The organism is Eremococcus coleocola DSM 15696, from assembly GCF_000428865.1.
GTDB lineage: Bacteria > Bacillota > Bacilli > Lactobacillales > Aerococcaceae > Eremococcus > Eremococcus coleocola.
In genome coordinates this window covers 12317-33376 of the sequence record NZ_AUAT01000012.1, presented here as the reverse complement: position 1 = coordinate 33376, position 21060 = coordinate 12317, and the positions used below count along the sequence as shown (strand labels likewise).

The 21060-nt window shown below is 39.2% G+C and carries 18 protein-coding genes; 17 read left to right on the top strand and 1 reads right to left on the bottom strand.

Going from position 1 to position 21060, the window contains the following annotated elements:
* The first annotated feature begins 98 nt into the window (after positions 1 to 98).
* From G396_RS0103885 to nox, 6 genes are all read left to right on the top strand, one after another.
* Positions 99 to 704, top strand: coding sequence for an NADPH-dependent FMN reductase (locus G396_RS0103885; protein ID WP_006418991.1), 606 nt, complete (start codon positions 99 to 101; stop codon positions 702 to 704).
* Positions 705 to 715: 11 nt separating this feature from the next.
* Positions 716 to 2059, top strand: coding sequence for an NADPH-dependent oxidoreductase (locus G396_RS0103880; RefSeq protein WP_006418990.1), 1344 nt, complete (start codon positions 716 to 718; stop codon positions 2057 to 2059).
* Between the two features lie 280 nt (positions 2060 to 2339).
* Positions 2340 to 3683, top strand: coding sequence for an MATE family efflux transporter (locus G396_RS0103875; RefSeq protein WP_028125103.1), 1344 nt, complete (start codon positions 2340 to 2342; stop codon positions 3681 to 3683).
* Between the two features lie 237 nt (positions 3684 to 3920).
* Entirely contained in the window at positions 3921 to 4838 is a 918-nt protein-coding gene (locus tag G396_RS10090; RefSeq protein WP_006419030.1) for an alpha/beta hydrolase family protein, read from the top strand.
* The gene (locus G396_RS0103865; RefSeq protein WP_028125102.1) at positions 4816 to 5166 is read left to right on the top strand and encodes an ArsR/SmtB family transcription factor; all 351 of its coding nucleotides are present in this window, start codon (positions 4816 to 4818) and stop codon (positions 5164 to 5166) included. The genes G396_RS10090 and G396_RS0103865 overlap by 23 nt, the downstream gene beginning before the upstream one ends.
* A gap of 160 nt (positions 5167 to 5326) precedes the next feature.
* The gene (gene nox, locus G396_RS0103860) at positions 5327 to 6658 is read left to right on the top strand and encodes a H2O-forming NADH oxidase (protein ID WP_028125101.1); all 1332 of its coding nucleotides are present in this window, start codon (positions 5327 to 5329) and stop codon (positions 6656 to 6658) included.
* Between the two features lie 138 nt (positions 6659 to 6796).
* Here the strand turns inward: nox and G396_RS11365 are convergent, their stop codons facing one another.
* Positions 6797 to 6943 carry a hypothetical protein gene (locus G396_RS11365; protein WP_006418989.1) on the bottom strand — a complete coding sequence of 49 codons (147 nt, stop codon included), beginning with the start codon at positions 6941 to 6943 and terminating at the stop codon, positions 6797 to 6799.
* 224 nt (positions 6944 to 7167) lie between these two features.
* Here G396_RS11365 and G396_RS0103850 point away from each other — a divergent pair, with 224 nt between their 5' ends.
* The 11 genes from G396_RS0103850 to G396_RS0103800 all read left to right on the top strand — a co-directional run bounded on the left by G396_RS0103850 (position 7168) and on the right by G396_RS0103800 (position 21054).
* Positions 7168 to 7908, top strand: a complete 741-nt coding sequence (locus tag G396_RS0103850) for a hypothetical protein (RefSeq protein ID WP_028125100.1) — start codon at positions 7168 to 7170, stop codon at positions 7906 to 7908.
* 23 nt (positions 7909 to 7931) lie between these two features.
* Entirely contained in the window at positions 7932 to 9734 is a 1803-nt protein-coding gene (locus G396_RS0103845) for a serine hydrolase (protein WP_028125099.1), read from the top strand.
* Positions 9735 to 10184: 450 nt separating this feature from the next.
* On the top strand, positions 10185 to 10673 hold the full coding sequence (locus G396_RS0103840; protein WP_006419015.1) for an Lrp/AsnC family transcriptional regulator: 489 nt from the start codon (positions 10185 to 10187) through the stop codon (positions 10671 to 10673).
* On the top strand, positions 10673 to 11845 hold the full coding sequence (locus G396_RS0103835) for a pyridoxal phosphate-dependent aminotransferase (protein WP_028125098.1): 1173 nt from the start codon (positions 10673 to 10675) through the stop codon (positions 11843 to 11845). Before G396_RS0103840 ends, G396_RS0103835 begins: the two co-directional genes overlap by 1 nt.
* Before the next feature lie 10 nt (positions 11846 to 11855).
* Positions 11856 to 13649 carry an oligoendopeptidase F gene (gene pepF / locus G396_RS0103830; protein ID WP_028125097.1) on the top strand — a complete coding sequence of 598 codons (1794 nt, stop codon included), beginning with the start codon at positions 11856 to 11858 and terminating at the stop codon, positions 13647 to 13649.
* Positions 13650 to 13925: 276 nt separating this feature from the next.
* Positions 13926 to 14849: an aggregation-promoting factor gene (apf, locus tag G396_RS10900; protein ID WP_051221100.1), complete on the top strand. Its 924-nt coding sequence runs from the start codon at positions 13926 to 13928 to the stop codon at positions 14847 to 14849.
* 367 nt (positions 14850 to 15216) lie between these two features.
* Positions 15217 to 16551, top strand: coding sequence for an MBL fold metallo-hydrolase (locus tag G396_RS0103820; protein ID WP_006419022.1), 1335 nt, complete (start codon positions 15217 to 15219; stop codon positions 16549 to 16551).
* Between the two features lie 3 nt (positions 16552 to 16554).
* Complete coding sequence (locus G396_RS0103815; RefSeq protein ID WP_006419035.1) at positions 16555 to 18150, top strand: bifunctional metallophosphatase/5'-nucleotidase; 1596 nt, start codon at positions 16555 to 16557, stop codon at positions 18148 to 18150.
* Positions 18151 to 18235: 85 nt separating this feature from the next.
* Entirely contained in the window at positions 18236 to 19336 is a 1101-nt protein-coding gene (locus G396_RS0103810) for an ABC transporter ATP-binding protein (protein WP_028125096.1), read from the top strand.
* Positions 19329 to 20231 carry a carbohydrate ABC transporter permease gene (locus G396_RS0103805; protein ID WP_028125095.1) on the top strand — a complete coding sequence of 301 codons (903 nt, stop codon included), beginning with the start codon at positions 19329 to 19331 and terminating at the stop codon, positions 20229 to 20231. The genes G396_RS0103810 and G396_RS0103805 overlap by 8 nt, the downstream gene beginning before the upstream one ends.
* 1 nt (position 20232) lies before the next feature.
* Positions 20233 to 21054, top strand: coding sequence for a carbohydrate ABC transporter permease (locus tag G396_RS0103800; RefSeq protein WP_028125094.1), 822 nt, complete (start codon positions 20233 to 20235; stop codon positions 21052 to 21054).
* The last annotated feature ends 6 nt before the right edge of the window (positions 21055 to 21060 follow it).

Genomic DNA, 21060 nt, shown 5'->3' with positions numbered 1-21060 from the left:
TAATATTAGTTTTTGCTTGTGAAAGTACCTGTTAAAGTATAGAATGAGAGTGTATCTATTTGTGTTATTTGTAACATAGTTTTAGGAGGTTAAAGTATATGAAGATTATTGGAATTGTGGGAACAAATTCAGCAAAGTCTACTAACCGTCAACTTTTAACTTTTATGCAAAGCCATTTTGCTAACAAAGCTGAAATTGAATTAGTCGAAATTAAAGGCTTGCCTGTCTTTAATAAACCAGAAGATAAAGTATTGCCAGATTATGTGAAGGAATTATCTGATAAGATTGAAGCGGCAGATGGAGTGATCATTTCAACACCTGAGTATGACCACGCAGTTCCTGCATCCTTAATGAATGTCTTAGCCTGGTTATCTTATGGTATTTATCCTTTGGTTGATAAACCAGTTATGATTACCGGTGCTTCATACGGAACTCTGGGTTCTTCTCGTGCTCAAGGTCATCTACGTCAAATTTTAGATTCTCCTGATATCCGTGCCCGTGTTATGCCTGCATCAGAATTTCTATTAGGTCATTCTCTTCAAGCCTTTGATGGTAATAATAACTTGGTAGACCAAGAAAAATTAGATGTGCTTGATGGTCTGTTTGATGACTTTTTATTATTTATCGATATCACCAAACAATTGTTGAATGCTAAAGATGCGGTCCGCAAAGAAGCGGAAAATTTTTCTTGGGAAGCTGAATAGGAGGATTAAATATGAAATTAGTAGGGATTGTCGGCTCAGCAGCAGAAAAATCATATAACCGTCAGTTATTACAATTTATCAAAAAACAATTTGCTAATAAATTTGACTTAGATATTATTGAAATTAAAGATTTACCTTTGTTCAACCAAAGTGAAGATATTTCAGACACACCACTTTTACAAGATATTAATCAACGGATCTTAGATGCGGATGGTGTGATTATTTCTACACCTGAACATAATCATACAATTCCAGCAGCCTTAAAATCTGCCTTAGAATGGTTGTCTTTCAATCTACATCCTTTAGCTAATAAACCTGTTATGATTGTGGGAGCTTCTTACTATGATCAAGGTTCTTCACGGGCTCAATTAAACCTTCGTCAAGTCCTCGATGCACCTGGGGTAAATGCCCATGTCTTACCTGGAAATGAATTTTTACTTGGTTTAGTTAAAGAAGCCTTTGATGAAGAAGGAAATATCAAAGCTGAAGGAACTGTTGGATTCTTATCTCAATGTATTGATAATTTTTTAACCTTTGTTCGGGTGGTTAATACCATTGACGCTGAACAAAAAGCGGCCGCTAATAAACCAGCCGCAGAAGATTTAAATGCCAGTGGTAAGATTGCTACAACCATTGAAGGTGTGGACATGCACGCTGATGACTGGGTTGAACAAGCAGCTGCCAAAGTCAATGCGGTTGAAGGGGATACCTATGTTAAGTTAAACCGTGGTGTTCTAACCGTTGATCAAATTAACATGTTATTAGAATCTATGCCAATGGAAATTACTTATGCTGATTCAAATAACCAATTCTTATACTATAATATGGTGAAACCAGCTTCAGAAATGTTAGCTAAACGTGTACCTGGACAAGTGGGGAATCCTTTAGCAGATTGCCACCCACCAAAATCCCTTAAAAATGTTGAATGGGTCATCCAAACCTTACGGTCAGGTCAACAAGATGTGGTTCGCGTGCATGTACCTAAACATGCGGACAAATACGTGGTTCATAATTATCAAGCAATCAAAGACACAGACGGTCAATATATGGGTATTAATGAATATATCCTAGACTTTAAACCAATCGTTGAATGGTATTTGAAGCAAACGGGTCAAGAATTAGTTGGTGGAGTAGACGTCACCACAAGTGCTTCTCAAAAAGAAGAAAGTCCAGCCCCAGACACGACTTCCTCAGCCTCTATCAGTGAAGAAGAACCAGCCGTAGCCGAAGTAGAAACGGATACTACTTCTTCAGCTTCTTATAGTGAAGAGGAAGAGAAAACAGTTGAAGTTGAAGTAAACCGTGTTGAAGAAGAAAATTCGGTTGATGCTATTACAGGAGCTTCTGAAGCTTAGTCCTTAGAGAAAAGTAAACTCAACTTAGAAGCAATTAGAGCGAATAAAAAGTAGAAATCATTGGGTTTCAATTTTTTATTCGCTTTTTTGGTGTTTGATAGGAGGAAGCCTAGCCTATGCTAGTTTGTGATAAAATAAATAGAAAAAATGTGACTTCCTTAAGTTGAGTTAGGCCAAGTTTATCGAAAGAAGGTCTTTCCTAGTTAAGCATAATTGGCTATAATGGAAGGCGATTTAAGTCAGCAATCTTTATATAATCATTTTTGCTAAGGAGCCTGCCATGGAAGAAAAAACATTTTATCAACAATTAATTTTTATAGCGATTCCTGTCGCTTTACAGAATTTGATTGTCTCCTTATTAAATACCTTGGATACGATGATGATTTCTTCGATAGGGGACGCGGCCATCGCAGGAGTGGGGTTAGCCAATCAGGTCTTTTTCTTTTTTATCATGATTTGTTTTGGGATTACGACCGGATCTTCAGTTCTTGTGTCACAATTCTGGGGAAAACGCGACCGTCCTAGCGTTCAAAAAGTTCATGGGATTGCTATGGTGATTAGTGTAACGGTCGCAGTTATTTTTACCTTGCTAGCCTTGCTTTTTCCACAACAAATTTTAGCCAGGATGATTTCAGATCAAAGTGTGGTGACGGCAGGAGCGGCTTATTTACGAGTCGCATCTCTATCCTATATTGTAACCTCTTTATCTTATGTTTATGCCTCTACCTTACGGTCTACGGGTAATCCTCGGACGCCACTCGTTGCGTCAATTTTGAGTTTTTTTGCTAATGCCTTCTTCAACTATGTTTTTATTTTCGGATTTTTTGGTATCCCAGCCTTTGGAGTGGTGGGGGCTGCCATGGGCACTATTATTGCCCGGGTCATTGAATTAGCTACTATCTTATTTGTGGTAAGAACCTATGATGGACCACTTCATTGTAAACTTAAAGAAATGATGTCCTTTGATAAGCTGTTTTTACAACGTTTTTTAACTACGGCTTTACCGGTTATAATTAATGAGACCTTCTGGTCAGCGGGGCAAGTGATGTATTCTATTGCTTATGCAATAATTGGCCGAGAAGCGACGGCTGCCGTCCAAGTTTGCGTGGCGATTCAAAATATTGCTTTTGTCATCGTACGGGGACTTGGTAATGCTTGTACTATTATGGTGGGCAATAAGATTGGACAAGGTCAGATTGAAGAAGTCAAGTCTTATGCCAGTCGCTTCTTGAAATTGGGGCTGGGATCAGGTGTGGTAATCGCCTTAATTATGGGCTTAACGCCACAATGGTCCTTGCGACTCTTTGGGTCTTTGTCGACCACGGTTCAAGGTCTGGCGGTGACATTATTACAAGTTATGGCAGTTATATTTGTGATTAAAACTTTGACTTCAATTATTGTGGTTGGCATCCTCAGGGGTGGGGGTGACACGCGTTTTTCAATGTTTTTAGAAATGGGAACTTCCTGGCTCATAGGTGTTCCCTTAGCCTTTATTGGGGCTGCTTTACTGAAAAGGCCTGTCTATGGTGTGATCGCCTTGGTCGGGATTGAAGAAGTAGTCAAGGTTTTGATTGGCTTATTGCGGGTGCGGACCGGTAAATGGGTCCACAATGTAACCGATTAGGTTAGGTTTTCCTGTTTAGGTCATTTGCTTATTATGCCAAATAAAGCCTTTTAATTGAGGCGGGAGTCTTTAAAAAAATAAATGATTTAATTTGGTTGAACCCATTGGATGATTAGCGATAACTAATGTCTGGTGGGTTTTTGAATTGTAAACTATTAGATTAATTCTTTCTATATAAACTTATGAGTAACCTTTTGTACAAAATTATTATAAAATATAAGTTAGGAGGGATACTGGGTGAAGAAAATAATTAAATATTTACTTTTATTATGCATGAGTGGAATCTTGGCTGCTGCGAGTGGCCACCAGGTTTACCATCCTCATGGTACGGTCTACCGACAGAGTGATCAGCTAGTTAACCATCAAGTCGCTAACCATCCCATTGAAACTTCTTATGGCCATCATATATGGGGTCGTCTCTATAAACCACGTCAAATTAAACCGAAACAAGGCTTGCCTTTAATTATTTATGTCCATGGTTATGGCTCTTCCTATCGGTCAGGTGTCCCCTATGCTCAATATTTTGCTGACCGCGGCTATGCGGTCTATACCTTTGATTTCTTTGGGGGAGGTCCCCGAACCAAGTCAGGGGGGACCATGTTAGATATGACGGTAAAAAATGAAGCCGACGATTTAGGCGAAATCATTAATCAGTTGAAATTAGATCCTCAAATTGATGCAGACCGTATCTATCTTTTAGGATCTAGCCAAGGTGGTTTTGTATCTACCTTGGTAGCTTCTGAGCGGGATGATATCAAAAGCCTCTTGCTGATTTATCCCGCCTTTGTTTTAGGGAATTTAGTTGAAGATTTATATCCAGAAGGGCAAGAAATTCCTGAGACTTTTAAATTCTTAGGCTTAGAGGTGTCCGATGATTATGCTTTGGCCCTGAGCCAAATTGATATGGAACAGGTGATGGCGTCACTGACGATTCCGGTATTGATTTTCCATGGTGATCACGACCAAATTATTCCTATTGCTTCTTCTTACCATGCCTTAGATTTATTTGGTCAAAGTCAATTAGTGACTTATCAGGGGCAGGGCCATGGTTTTGATCAGGCTACGCGGTCTAAAGCCATGGAAGTGATGGAAGAATTCTTAAATTACCAAGAAGAAAAGAAGGAGGAATTAGATGAATTCCGAGATGTCAGATAAAGGTCAACATGACTTAACCCAATTAAGCAATCAAGAACGTTTAAAAATTTCTGATTTGTTTAAAACCTTAGGTGATCCGAGTAGACTACGGATTATTGAAGTCTTATCTCAGGTAGAGGAACTGTCTGTGGATGACCTGGCCAACCAAGTGGAATTGACACAGTCAGCGGCCTCTCACCAATTAAGACGGTTAAAATTAGACCGAGTAGTTAAGTATCGCAAAGAAGGAAAATTTATTTACTATTCCCTAGCAGACCAACATTTACTCTACTTATTCAATATTGCACGAGATCATGTCCAAGAGAACGATATCGAATACCTTATATAATTATTCACAAACTATTGTGAAAACGCTTATTATCGGTATATTATTAATGCCGCTTTAAGTTTCTATAATATATTATTAAGTGTTACTTATAGTTTTTACTTGGTTTATGTGATAGTATATGCTAATCTTAAACCATACTATTAAATGGAGGGATGATTGAATGAAAGTTGTTATTGTAGGAACAAACCACGCAGGAATCCATGCGGCCAATACTATCTTGGATAATACGGATGATGAAGTGGTAATGATTGACCGTAACTCTAATTTATCTTATTTAGGTTGTGGAACGGCACTTTGGGTAGGTCGTCAAATTGACGGTTATGAAGGACTTTTCTACACTAAACGTGAAGATTTTGAAGCCAAGGGTGCTCGGATTTTAATGGAAACTGCCGTTGACTCAATTGATTTTGATAAGAAAATTGTTCATGCTGTGACTAAAGATGGCCAAGCCATTGAAGAATCTTATGACAAGTTAGTTTTAGCGACCGGTTCTAAACCGATTGCACCAAACTTACCAGGTAAAGACCTTGAAGGCATCCACTTCTTGAAATTATTCCAAGAAGGCCAAGCTGTTGACCAAGATATGGCCCGCGAAGAAGTTAAAACCGTAGCTGTTTTGGGTGCTGGTTATATCGGGGTTGAAATCGCTGAAGCCGCAGCACGTCGGGGCAAAAAAGTAATTCTTTTAGATGCCATGGATACTTCTTTATCAAATTATTATGACCCAGAGTTTGCAACTTTAATGGATGAAAATCTGCGGGCGCATGGTATTCAAACTCAATTTGGTGAAATGGCTCAAGGCTATGAAGGTGAAGGTCGAGTTGAGGCTTTAGTCACTGATAAAGGTCGTTATGAAGTCGATATGGTCATTAATGCAATTGGTTTTGGTCCGAATAATGACTTAGGTAAAAATCATTTAGAATTATTTACCAATGGGGCTTACCTCGTTAACCGTCGTCAACAAACTTCCGATCCAGATGTATATGCAGTGGGTGATTGTGCCACAGTTTATTCAAATGCTTTACAAGACACAGCTTATATTGCCCTAGCTTCCAATGCTGTTCGTTCTGGCTTAGTGGCAGGTTTTAATCTTGCGGGACAAGACGTTGAACACGTAGGCGTACAAGGTTCAAATGGGATTTCTATCTTTGAACAAAAATTAGTTTCAACCGGTTATTCAGTTAAATCTGCGGCCCGCTTTGGCTTAGACGTAGACTATGTTGATTTTGAAGATACACAAAAATATCCATTTATGCCAGAGGATGAAAATGCTCCTGTAAAAATCCGGATTGTCTTTGAAAAAGGCTCTCGTCGGATTGTGGGCGCTCAATTAGCCTCAACTTATGATATGTCTGCCACCATCCATATGTTCTCATTGGCTATTCAACAAAAAGTAACCATTGATACCTTGAAATTGACAGACTTCTTCTTCTTGCCACACTTTAACCAAGCTCATAACTATATTACAATGGCTGCCTTACAAGCTAAATAAGCAAGATAGCTTAGCTATCTTAAAAAAAGCTGCCCTCATTAGGAATATTCCTTTTGCGGGCAGCTTTATCTTATAGTAAACAAAAAAAGGAGGAGCCGGATTTACATCCCAGCTCCTCTGATTTTTGCTAATAAATGATTAACGTTTTTTTGGTAAAATTAAAGTAGCATCTGTATAAGTAAAACGATTGTCTCTTGGATAGAGTCCATGCCAGTTTTCGATCATAGAAGCTTTACTTTGTAATTTACCCCAGAAACTTTGTTTAAAAATATGTAAAGTAGACATACAGCAACCTCCTTAATTTTTATTACTTAAGTAGTGTAACGCACTAAGTCACAGGGGTCTTTAAACCTTAGTAAGAAGTCAGTATCAGTTTGCTGAGAATGGATCGGCTTACTATGAGGAATGTTTTAATAAATACATTTATTTTTAAAAATAAGCCCATCTTGTATCTTAAAGGTAAATATCATACAATATTTATGCAAATTTTAATAAGAAGGAGTTTATCCATGAAAAGTTCTGTCAGCAATATTGTTGATTTTAAGCAAATCCCTGTACCAACAAGTGACTTACAAATTGAAATTCCCTCATGGCAAGCGGTCGCTCAACCCCTCATTGATTTTGCTAAGTTAGACTACCAAAAACAAACTGGTCAAGTCATTGAAAAGTTAGAAGACCATCATATTGCCGTTTTAGATATTCCTGCCAATAGTCTAGCTGATTTGAAAAAAATGGGCAGTCAAGTCTTCCAAGACCGTGCCCTCCAAAAAAGATACTATGACTGTATTCTGCCTTTTATCTTGAATTTTTATGCAAATAATACAAATACTGTTTTAAATGATCAAGAGTTAACTGCTTATACCGAAGACTACTTGGGTCAAGTTAAGGCTTATGCAACAAAGGCTAAGTTGAGTATCGAAGAATATGGCCAAAAGGTAATGGGCATGAAGGGATCTGTCATGGACCAATTTAAAGAAAGAGCCAAAGAAGACTTTATTTTTAAATTAATTGCCCAAGACTTATTTGTTAATTCTGAGAAAGTCCTCAATCATGATGACTATGATGCCTTTATCAATCAACAAGTTTTAGCTAGTGGAGCGGATGAGATTGATTTGCGTCAGAATCTTTCATTTGAAGAATTCTGTCAAATGTATCCTGAAATGCATTTAGGTCAAGCTATGGCAGATTATTACATGGAAAAAATTAAGTTCGTAATTAATCCGCAAGCTAATTTAGGGCAATTATTATAGGTCCTGTGTGAAGGAGAAGAAATTTGAACAAGGAATGGTTTAAAGCGAATGCATGGCGGCTCGGACTGGCAGGCGGCTTATTATTACTGTTTATAATCACGTTATATTTTATTGGTCACTCATCCTTAAGTGGCAGTAAGAGCCCAGTCAAAGATCCAGCCCCTTTGGGTCAGATAAATTTAATGTCCAATGATGGTAAACTAGTCGCCAGTGTGCGTGAAGAGAAAACGAATGTGGGGATTGCCAATCGCTCACAAGAACCCCTAATGGATAAGGTAGCAGCAGAAGATGATTCACAAACCCGCAAGAATTTACCGGATCCCTTACCTTGGTTTTATTTTTCCCCCCAGGTAGCCTTAGATTCGCCTAAGTCCCTGTTGAACCGGGAACGTCTGGTTGAACGGATGTCGCTAAATGATTTTGCCTATTACCAAGTCAAGGATCAGATGCTTCTTTACCAAGGAGGAAAACCCTTTACCGGTTTTTATAACACAGACTTTGATGGGTGGCATTACTATAAAGAAGGCGTCCAAGAAGCCTATCGGCTTTCTTCAGTAGACAGTCAACGCTTAATGCAGGAACGTAAAATTATGGCAGATCTTACGCCTTTGATTCGCCGTAATTACTTTTTTGTGAAGGCTCCAGGCGCTAATGCTTATTTAATGGACTCAAAACGAGTTTCAGACCAAATTTTGTATAAGAACACCCAACAATTTATTCTTTCAGCCCCTCCGGGAGCACAAAATTCTTATATTTTAGCCACGACCGAAAACTTTTATGATATTCCTATGGAAGTGGTTGAAGAAGTTCAGACTTATAGGGGAACCTGGCTCCATGTTTATATTGGTTATGATGAATTAGGTTGGATTGCCAAAGATACGACCCGAACTGACTATGTTCCAACTTATTACAGTGAACGGGAATTGTTGGATGAGATTGAATATGCTGTAATGGATGAACTGCAATATGTGGATGCTCGGATTGGGGTTTCTTTTATTAATAATGAAACCATGAGTCAGATTTCGGTCCAAGACCAAAGTTTCTTCCCAGCTTCAACACAAAAAATCTACGTTTTAGGTGAATTATACCACCAATATAAGAAAGGTATTCTCGATCCCTATGAGTCTTATGTGACTTTATACGATGAAGATAAGGTGCCAGGGGCGGGTATCATTCAATCTTATCCAGCTGGGTCAACCTTTGCGGTAGATGAATTAGTCGATCTAGTTGGAATTTACTCAGATAATACCGCAGCTAATTTACTTATTGATACGGTTGGTGGCGGGGATACTATTAATCCGCATATGCAAAATCTTGGCCTAGTCGGAACCAGTCTCTACGGTAAATATTATGGGGGCGAAAATACCTATTTTGCAACCACACCAAGTGATGCCGCTAAGTATTTTGCCTTGCTTTATAATAACCGGGTCAATGGTGAACCCTGGGATGAACAATTAATTGAGAAATTTTATTTGAATTCCCACACTTTCTTAAGAACCTTAATTGGGGGCGATACCCAGTCTTGGAATAAGTCAGGCTTAGGTAGTACGGAACAGAATGATGTGGCGACTTTTGTAACTCCTTATGGTTCATATTCTCTTGCCATCTATACGGCTGAGCCCGCTAATCGGGATTATGTGGCCCAACAAATAGGTGAGATTTCCTTAAGGGTTCATGATATCTTTAATGAATTACGGTCTCAATTATGGATTACTGTAGAAGATGAGTCGAACTCAGAGTATGTTGGTGAAGAACCAAGCGCGGAAGAAGTTACTGATAGCCTTGAGGATAATGAAGCCACGATTTTTGATGAGGAAACAGAATAATTTAACAAGTAGTTTTAACAAGAGGGACTGGGCTAATGCCTAGTTCTTTTTGTTTTGGACCAACCATCGTTTTAAAGGGTTTTATGTTTTTGAAGATGGCTCAATCGGTCACTTCTCTACAGCCGCTTCAGTCAGGATCTTTGGTAGTTATATCAAACTTATGTATGTTTAAATATGAAAAAATTACTCTTACATGTCCAATACTTAGTTTCCTGTGCATTTGCAGGATACAATGCACATTTTTTAGTTTTCCTATGCATTGAGAGGTCTCAATGCACAATTCTTAGTTCTTCTGTTTTTTACTACCTTAGAACCTATATTTTTCTTCTCATAAAATAACTTATCTATAATTTGTTTGGACAAATTCAAATAAAATTAAAACATCCCCTAGAATCCTTAGAAATTTCTGCTATACTATTAAAAACAGATTAAATTAAGGATGTGATCTTGATGGAAAATCGTGAAGAATTACTAAAGTTAATTGAAACGGATAGTCGGTTAAGCATCGCGGAACTCAGTCGGATGCTAGACATGGATCAAGCAGCGGTTGAAGCGGAAATTGCTGCACTTGAAGAGGAAAATATTATTGTCGGTTATCACACCTTGGTAAACTGGGATAAGACGGATGACGATCATGTTGAAGCCATTATTGAAGTAAAGGTTAACCCTCAAAGGGGGAAGGGGTTTGACTCAATCGCAGCCAAAATTTATCAATTTGAAGAAGTTCAAGCCCTATATTTAATGTCAGGGGGATATGATTTCAATGTGGAGTTGAAAAAGGCTCCTATGAAAGAAATTGCCCGTTTTGTTTCCAATAAACTTTCTATTATTGAGGAAGTTCAGTCTACCACGACTCACGTTATCTTAAAGAAATATAAAGATCATGGTACTTTCTTTGTAGAAAAGGGCAAAGATAAGAGAATGGCGGTTCAAGAATAATGAAACGATTTTTAAACCAAAAAATTCAAGCCATTCAACCCTCTGGAATTCGTAAATTCTTCGATATTGCTAACCAAATGGAAAATGTAATTTCCTTAGGGGTTGGAGAACCAGATTTTGAAACGCCTTGGCACATTCGTGAAGTTGGGGTCGACACCTTAAACAATGGTTATACCTTCTACACGTCCAATGCGGGTCTATTAAAATTACGGGAAGCCATCGCAGAACGAATTGAACGTTTTTATGGCGCAAAGTATGATCCACAACATGAAGTACTAGTGACTGTAGGTGGGTCTGAAGCAATCGACCTAGCCTTACGTGCAACCCTAAATGCCGGGGATGAAGTGATTATCCCTGATCCTTCTTATGTTTCCTACCTTCCTTGTGTGCAATTAGCCGATGGTGTTCCAGTCATGCTACCTTTAAAGGAAAAAAATAACTTTAAGATGGTGCCAGAAGATCTTGAAGCGGTGATTACACCTAAGACTAAAATCTTAGTCTTGTCTTTCCCGAATAATCCAACCGGAGCCATTATGACCCGGCAGGATCTAGAAGCTATCATACCAGTGATTGTTAAACACGACCTCATGGTGATTACTGACGAAATTTATGCTGATTTAACTTATGGTGATCAAAGCCACACTTCCATCATTTCCTTTCCAGAAATGTATGATCGGACGGTTTATATTTCTGGTTTTTCAAAGGCTTATTCCATGACTGGGTGGCGGTTAGGCTATTGCGCTGCCCCGGAAGATCTATTAATTCAAATGACTAAGATTCATCAATTTGCGATTATGGCTGCGCCAACCATGAGTCAATATGCTGGGATTGAAGCCATTAAGCATGGAGATGAAGATATCGAAGAAATGCGTCACTCCTATGATCAACGGCGTAAGTTTTTACTCCAACAAATGGACCGTTTAGGGATTCCTTGTTTTGAACCGCAAGGGGCTTTTTATATTTTCCCTAATATTAGTCAATTTGGTTTATCTTCGGAAGACTTTGCTTGGGGCTTATTAGAAGTTGAGAAAGTCGCTGTGGTGCCTGGGACTGCTTTTGGTCCGTCAGGTGAAGGATTCATCCGAATTTCCTACGCCTATTCCATCAAAGAATTACGTTTAGCAATTAGTCGTCTCGAAAAATATATTACCAATCTTAAAGCAAACCACTAAAGGAGATATTATGTCAGGAAAAATACCCTTAAGAAATGAATTAGATCCCCAATACACCTGGGACCTATCCCTCTTATTTAAAGACCAAGCTGCCTATGAAGCTGGCGTGCAAGTATTAAAAGCGGCTGTTTCAGATTTTAAACAAAAATACAAGGGGCAGTTACAAAACCCACAAGTGATTTTATCCGCCTTAGCTGCCTACAATCAGGTTCGAATTAAACTTTCTTGGGCCATGCACTATGCCAGCATGGCTTATGAAGTCGATAAATTAGATCAAACTGCTGAAGAAAACATCGGTAAATTTAATATCCTCTACGAAAAATTAGCCAAAGACTTATCTTTCTTCAGCTCTGAATTAGCCCAACTATCCGATGCTGACTTGGATGCGGTAGCTGAAATCGAAGGCGGGGCAGACTACCAACCTGTACTGGCTCAAATTAAACGTGAAAAAGCCCATATGTTAGCCCCTGATTTGGAAGAAGCCTTATCTGGTTTAGCTAATTCGATTCAAAGTAATTATGAATTGTATAACACTATGAAGTTTCAAGATATGTTTTTCGCAGATTTTGAAGCCAAGGGTCAAACCTACCATAATGCTTTTTCAGCCTTTGAACAGGATTATGAACCTCATCCTGATAAAGATGTGCGACGAGCTGCTTGGAAATCCTTCCATGAAGGCTTAGCCCATTACCAACATACCGCTGCGCGGAATTATATCCAACAAGTTGAAACCGAAAAGAAACTGGCGAGCTTACGTGGATTTGACTCTGTTTTTGACTATTTGCTGTATGATCAAGAAGTATCTCGGCAAGATTATGATCAAATCATTGATACTTATACCCAAGACTTTGCTCCGGTTATGCGTCGTTATGCTAAATTATTAAAGGCCCAACATGACTTGGAAGATATTTCCTTAGCTGATATCAAGATTCCTTTTGCTAAGGGTCCCGTCGCAACGATTGATTATGCTGAGAGTCGCAAGATTATTGAAGCGGCACTAGCCCCTCTCGGTCAAGACTATTTAGACATTGTGGGTCGTGCTTTTGACCAACGTTGGATTGACTATCCGATGAATCAGACTAAGTCAACAGGTGGTTTCTGTTCAACAGTTTATGGTGGCCCATCTTATATTCTCTTAAATTGGACCGCTTCCTTAAGTGAAGTCTTGGTTTTAGCTCATGAATTAGGTCATGCAGGCCACTTTACGCTTTTGAATCAAAATAATTTGGCTATTACACCGGAGCCAAGTATGTATTTTGTTGAAGCACCTTCGACGGCTAACGAGGTCATTACCTGTTCTTACCTCTTGAATCAACCGATTGATGAAAGTGCTAAACGTGATTTGGTCGGAGAATTTATTGCCCGAACTTATTTCCATAATATGGTGACCCACTTATTAGAAGCTGATTTTCAACGTAAGGTTTATACCGCTGTGGATGCAGGTCAAGTTCTAAATGCAGGAAAATTGAATCAATTTTACCGTGAAAGTTTAGAAAACTTCTGGGGAGACGCTTTAGAAGTAAACCCAGGGGCTGAATTAACCTGGATGCGGCAACCCCATTACTTTATGGGCTTGTATTCCTATACTTATTCAGCTGGCTTAACTATTGGAACTCAAATCGGTCAAAAAATTGCAGCCGGTGATCAAACCGCTGTGACCGCTTGGTTAGAAGTTTTAAAAGCCGGTGGTACTTTAGGGCCAATTGAATTGGCAGCCAAGGCTGGGGTTGATATGAAGGATAAGGCAACTCTACAAGCTACGATTAAATTTGTTGATGGTTTGTTGGACCAATTAGAAGCTTAAAAACACCGATTGATTTAAACAATAAAGCAAAATAAACATCAATTTTACTTGAATCATAAGTAAAGTTGATGTTTTTTTGTGGCTTTAAGCTAGTAAAAAGGGGGTTAATGTTACAAAAGAGTTACAAAGAATGCAAAAGGATAACGGGAAGTCAAACCAGATTAAAGCTGATTTACAAAGCCTTTGAAAAGCTTCCATTTTAATTTGACCTGGGTTATGCTTATAAAGTCAATAATTCAGTGTTGATTCGCTGAACCCAAAAGGAGAAATTCAACAATGAAAAAATCTATGAAATTTATGGCAACGACCTTATTATCCACGGCTGCTTTTAATTTAGTAGCACAATCTGTAAATACTGTAAACGCCCAAGAATGGGTCGGTCGTTCTGCACAAGAAATTAAACAATCCATGGCTAACGTTTTAGAGAATGGCCAAGTTGAGTATGAAGTTCAATGGGGCGATACCTTGTCTTCAATCGCTCAAGCTTTAGATATGGACTTAGAAACCCTAGTTTCAATCAATGGTATTGAAAATCCTGATTTTATTTTAGCTGGTACCCTACTAACCTTTGACCAAAGCCAACATTCTTTAACCATTGAACAAGAAGATGGTCAAGTTAAAGAATATAATACTGAAACAGGTCTAGAAATTATTGAAGACGGCGCTTTAAACCAAGAAGTAGCTGAATGGGTGGCGCCAGTTGAAGTGGCTGCTGAAACTGAAGCAGCAGTGGTAGAAGAAGCACCAGTTGTCGAAGAAACTCCAGTAGTTGAAGAAACTCCAGTAGTTGAAGAAAAACCGGTTGTGGAAGAAGCACCAGTTGTCGAAGAAACTCCAGTGGTAGAAGAAGCACCAGTTGTCGAAGAAACTCCAGTGGTAGAAGAAGCACCAGTTGTCGAAGAAGCACCAGTGGTAGAAGAAGCACCAGTTGTCGAAGAATCCCCGGCAGTTGCCGATACCACAAGTTCTGATGCTGAAACAGCAGCTAAAGAATGGATTGCTATGAAAGAATCTCGTGGTGACTATAATGCAGTCAATCCATCTGGAAAATATATTGGACGTTATCAATTAACTGCTTCTTACTTAAATGGTGATTACTCACCTGAAAATCAAGAACGTGTAGCCAATGAATATGTTATGAACCGCTATGGTTCTTGGGTTGCAGCCCAACAATTCTGGATGGCTAATGGTTGGTATTAAGCGGTTGTAAAGCTGACTTAATTTTTACTATTAATATAAGGTAAGGCTGAGCTGAGGTTCAGCCTTTTTTGCTGTCTATACTTAGTTTTATAGTTTGGATGTTTTCCCTCACTTAGCCCTTAGGTCTAGAAAAAAACCAACTCAATAAAACAATCCCAGTTCTACTTACAAAAAGGAAATAATAGAGCCTTTTTATAAATCTTTAATAATATTTCCTATTATGCTTAAAATTAGTTACAATAGAAACGGACATTGCCTGAGACTTATTCTTTTTGGTACAATTAAGTCTTGAGTTAAAGTTACCAACAATAATTCAAGCAGAAAGATTGGATAATAAGCGCTTATAATTTGTGAAAAGAGGAAAAAAATGACGGAAACCCAGGTAAAAGTAATTGCGGGTCTTGATTCCATCGGTGGTAATATCGTAGTTTTAGAAAAAGATAATTACCAGATTGTGACTGATTTTGGAATTATTAGAGGAACAACAGATAGTGAAGCCTTAGATCTGGCGATGACCAGTGATTTAGTTGATCGAAAAGGTTTACCCCAACTAGATGGATTATATCCGCAAAAACAACTAAAAGCTAAGACGGTGGAAGCTTATGAAACAAGTCAAAAACAAACCATCATTTGCATTTCTCATTTGCATTTAGATCATATTGGGGCACTTCTACATCTAGCACCCCAGATTCCTGTTTATACGAGTCAAGAATCCTATGATTTTTACCAAGCTTTAGCCCAAACAGGTTTTTTGCCGGATTACCAAGTGAACTGGCAGGGTGTCGCTTATGATGAAGTTCTTGAACACGGGCCTTTTAAAATTCAATTTAAAGCCTCAGATCATGATACCAAAGGGATTGCTGCGATTTTTATTGAAAGTCCCGATCTAAAAGTCATCCATTCAGGGGACTTCCGCTACAGTGGTTTCCATCCTGAAAAAGTCTTCGCCTGGGGTCAAGCGGCTCGGCAATTTGAGGCGGATTTAGCTTTGCTTGAAGGAACCACATTTTCTTTCCTTCCTGACCCCAATCAGGCTCCGGTACCCCTGGAACCATGGCAGGAAAAAATTAAAGTTATCGAAAGTAAAACCGAATTAAGTCTACTTAAAAATATTAGCCAGCTCTTGGAAGCGAATCCTCAAGCCAGTGTGGTCTTTAACGGTTATGAACAAAATTTGGAACGCCTGCTCTATTTGTCTCAAGTCTTGAGCCAACTAGGACGACAACTCGCCTTAGATGAAAAATATTATCAGTTAGCCTTATCTTTTGCGAAAATTTATGGCTTGAAGTATGACAATATCTGTTTAGCCGATTTACCCTTAATCAAAAAAAAACCGCAAAACTATGTCTTAAATTTGACCTATGACCACTACCAAGACATGTTTGAATTACCTGCTGGCCTCTACCTACATTCAAATGGTTATCCTTTAGGACCTTATATGCCAGCCTATCAACCTTTCGTTTTGGACCTCCAAGCTCATAATTGGCAAATGTATCAAATGGGTTCTTCTGGACATGCTTATCCTCAGGATTTATTAAACCAAGCTTATTTAGTCAATGCGAAGGTGACCGTGCCTTGGCATTCATCACAACCAGACCTTTATGCTCAAGGATTAAGCAGCCAAGGCTTGAAAGTATGGCGGCCAATCCCATACCAGACCTACTCTGCGAGTCAAATTAAAGCCTTAAAGGAGGATGCTTAAGTTATGCAACGAATCCATTTTCTTTTTACCAGTGATACCCATGGTCATTGGCTTAACCGGCCGGATGATTTAGACCACTCGCTTCTTAACACGACCACCGCCTTCCAAACATTGCGTCAAGCCTACCTAGACCAGGGTGACCAAGTGGTCAGTCTAGATTTGGGGGATTTTATTCAAGGTTCATCTTATGCCACTTATCTAAGCCAAGTGAACCATGATGGCAAGGTGATTGCCCGGGCGATGAACGAAATTGGCTATGATTTTCAATTATTAGGAAACCATGAATTTAATTTTGGCAAGGCTTACCGGGATGATATTTTTAAAGACCTTGAAGCAACTTTCCTAGTTTCCAATTTGGTCAATCAAAGTGATGGTCAGCCCATTATTGGCCAACCTTATACCATTATTGAACGTGGCGGCATTAAAATCGGGATTATTGGGGTGACCACCCATTATATTCCTCACTGGGAAATGCCAGCTAACTATGAGGGGATTGACTTTTTGGATGCGTATGCCACATCTAAAAAGTATGTTGCAATCTTGAGACCACAAGTTGATATCCTCGTCTTGGCTTATCATGGCGGTTATGAAAAGGACTTAACTACCTTTGAAGCTCTGGAAGAACTTACGGGGGAAAATCAAGGTGCTAAGATCCTACAAGAAATTGAAGGGATTGACCTCTTCTTAACAGGACACCAACACCGTCAGATTTGTCAACATGTAGCTCAGACCTTAACCATCCAACCAGGTTATGCCGGTGAATTTATTGGCCATGCTCAAGTAGATTTTGAAGCCGGTCAAATTACTAATATGATAGGCGAATTGATTCCAACCAGTAGCTATGAGAAATCACCTCAACAAATCCAAACCATGTCACCCGAACTTGAACAAGGAGCCCACTGGCTCAATGAAGTCATCGGGCAAGCACCTTTAGATCAGGTCACGGATAATGAGTTTTATGCTCGGGTTTACGGTCATCCCTATATTGAATTGTTGAACAACATCCAATTACAGGAAACGGGGGCTGACTTTTCCGGCGTTGCGTTAGTGAACGATTACTTTGCTCAATTCTCAGGACCAATCACCAATGAAGTCCTCCTTAAATCGTATCCATACTATAATTTGATTGCGACCGTGACGATGACCGGCCAAGAAATTTATGACATTATGAATTTTAATTTAGAATATTTTTCTTTAGATGACCAAGGTCAGTTACGGATTAATCCAGATTATATTGACCCGAAACCTAAACATTATAATTGGGATATTTATTCTGGTATCCAGACTAAGGTCGACATGCAAGCTCCATCAGGGCAACGAGTCGTTGAAATTATTGATGAAAGCACCCAGCAACCAATTGACCGTGATAAGACCTATGTTTTAGCGGTGTCTCAATACCGGGCTGTCGGTGGGGGCGACTTTAAATGGTTTAAACAAGAAAAGATTAAAAAGATTTCTCAAATAGACATCGCGACTTTATTAAAGCAAGCTTTAAGTCAACTTTCTCAAGCAGAATGGCAAGCCATCAATCATAACTACCAGCATATGGTTTGGACAGGGATTGCAGGTTTATCTGACCAACCCGCTCAAAAAATGTAAAGCTATTTTAATGGGAAGATTTACCCAAAATTTACAAATGACTGTTATAATAAAAATACTTAAATAAATAAAGGGGCATACACACGTGCAAGTTAGATTTGAAGATGTTACCATGCGCTTTAATGACAAGGTAGTTTTGGATAGAATTAATTTTACCCTACCAAGTCAAGAACTCATTTCCTTCCTAGGACCCAGTGGCTGTGGGAAGTCTACCACGCTTTATTTGATTTCAGGTTTATTAGAAGCAACATCTGGTCATATTTATTTTGATGATCAAGATGTTACTAAGCTCGACCCAGTTAAACGTGAAGTAGGGCTGGTTTTCCAAAATTATGCCTTATATCCGCATATGACCGTGTTAGATAATATTATGTTCCCCTTAAAAATGGCCAAGGTGCCTAAGAAAGAACGGGTTGAAACGGCCAAACGGATGGCTGAATTAACTCATATTGCTGATCAATTAGATAAATTTCCACGTCAGCTATCTGGCGGCCAACAACAACGGGTGGCTATTTCACGGGCCTTATCTAAGTCACCGGATATCCTATTAATGGACGAACCCCTATCCAACTTAGATGCCCGTCTCCGGGTTGAAATGCGGGAAGAAATCCGTCGTATCCAACAAGAAACTGGTGTGACGACGGTCTTCGTAACCCATGACCAGGAAGAAGCCTTATCGATTGCCGACCACGTTATGGTCTTAGATAAGGGTGAGATTCAACAGATGTCTGACCCTGTTACTTTATACCGCCAACCTAAAAACTTATTTGTGGCCAAGTTTATCGGGTCGCCGGCCATCAATACCTTTACCAAGACCTCGCCAGCCTTAAATCCTCAAGCTAGTCTTGCTGGTCTAAATTGGACCACTTTGGGAATTCGGCCTGAACATTTTAAATTTACCCAAGTAGGCCAACATCTGATTCAAGGGGTGATTAGTCGGATTGAACAAGTTGGAAAAGATATTACCTTCCATGTTCAAGCAGACCATGAGCATTTTGTCGTTTCTGATTTAAATGCCACACAATTACAAGCTGGTGATCAAATCTATTTGACGGCTGACTTAGACCATATCCAAGCCTTCGACGCCCAAGGTCAAGCTGTTAGTCTTAATGACATTGCTGGCGCCATAACTGATTTACAAGAATCAGTCAGCCAAGTAGAGGAGGCTGACCAGGCTCATGAATAAAAAAGCAAGCCTAAAGTCTAGTTTTCATGCCTTGCTATATTTGCTTCCGATGTTGATTTTTATTGGGATTTTTACGGTCTATCCAATTTTTAAATCCATTGCTATGTCATTTTATGTTGACTACAACATGATCACAGGTGAAATGGACTCGGTTGGCTTAGACAACTATAAGGTCATTTTGTCTGATCCTAAGTTTTTTAAAGCTATCAAAAATACCATGCTCTATGTCGTAGGTGTTGTTCCGGCTTCAATCATCATTTCCATGGCGATTGCTATCATGCTTAATTCAATTCCTAAGCTGCAAGGCTTCTTCCGGTCAATTTATTTCTTACCCTTTGTGACCTCGACGGTTGCCATCTCTGTGGTTTGGTCTTGGCTCTACCACTCAAAATATGGCTTAATTAATTATGGGTTAAGTTTTCTTGGTATTGATCCGATTAACTGGTTGAATTCGCCTAAGAACGCTATGTTAGCGGTGATTATCATGGCCATTTGGAAGGGCTTAGGTTTTAATATCCTCCTATTTTTAGTAGGCTTAGGTAATATTGATGATGTCTATTACCAAGCAGCTAAGGTTGATGGGGCCAATACCTGGTCACGTTTTAAAAATATTACCTTACCCTTATTACGGCCCACTATTTTCTTGTTGTCAATTGTAGGGATTATTAATTCCTTTAAGGTCTTTGATGAGGTCTTTGCACTTTTCTCAGGACGACCAGGACCTGCCGGGTCGGCCACAACGATGGTTTATTACCTCTTCCAAAAATTCTACGCCCAATTTAAATATGGTCAAGCTGCTGCCTCAGGGATTATCCTATTCTTGATTGTGCTAGTCTTAACCTTGATTCAAAATATGGGTAACCGATATTTTGCTAAACGAGGAGGACAAGACTAGGATGAAACAAAAGCTTAAACATATTCTTTTATATACATTTTTAATCTTAGGTGGTTTCTTGATGATCCTGCCTTTCTACTGGATGGTAGCCACCTCCCTTAAATCGGGGGGGGAAGCTATTCAAGTGCCACCAACTTGGTTGCCTTCGCAATGGCTATGGTCCAACTACCAAAGAGCCCTTGAAGCCGCGCCATTTTTCCGTTATTTTCTAAACTCAGTCTTGGTTACTGTCTTGAGTACTGTGGGTGAATTATTTACTTCTATCCTCGCAGCCTATGCCTTTTCTAAGTTAAAATTCTGGGGAAAAGATATTCTCTTCTTAATTTTACTAGCGACTATGATGGTGCCGGGTGAATTAATGACGATTCCTAACTTTGTGACTTTGGCTCGGCTAGATATGATTAATACTTATTGGGCTTTAATCATTCCTTGGTTAGCTTCAGTCTTTACAGTATTTACTTTGAAACAATCGTTTGAAAGTGTACCTGATGCCCTATATTATGCTGCTAAAACCGATGGTTGTAGCGATTGGCGTTTTCTTTGGGAAATTCTGGTACCTCTGTCTAAATCTTCCGTAGTAGCGGTGATGATTCTTAAAGTCATCGGCTCTTGGAATTCATTCATGTGGCCTTTAATCGTCACGAATGATAAAAATTTACGTACGTTACCTGTTGGGTTACAAGCCTTTACCACCGAAGCGGGCACCCAATTTGAATTATTAATGGCCGCTTCGACACTGGTTGTAGTTCCAATGGTTATCGTATATTTATTGTTGCAAAAGTATATAATTCAAGGTATCTCTCGGTCTGGTATTAAAGGATAAACATTT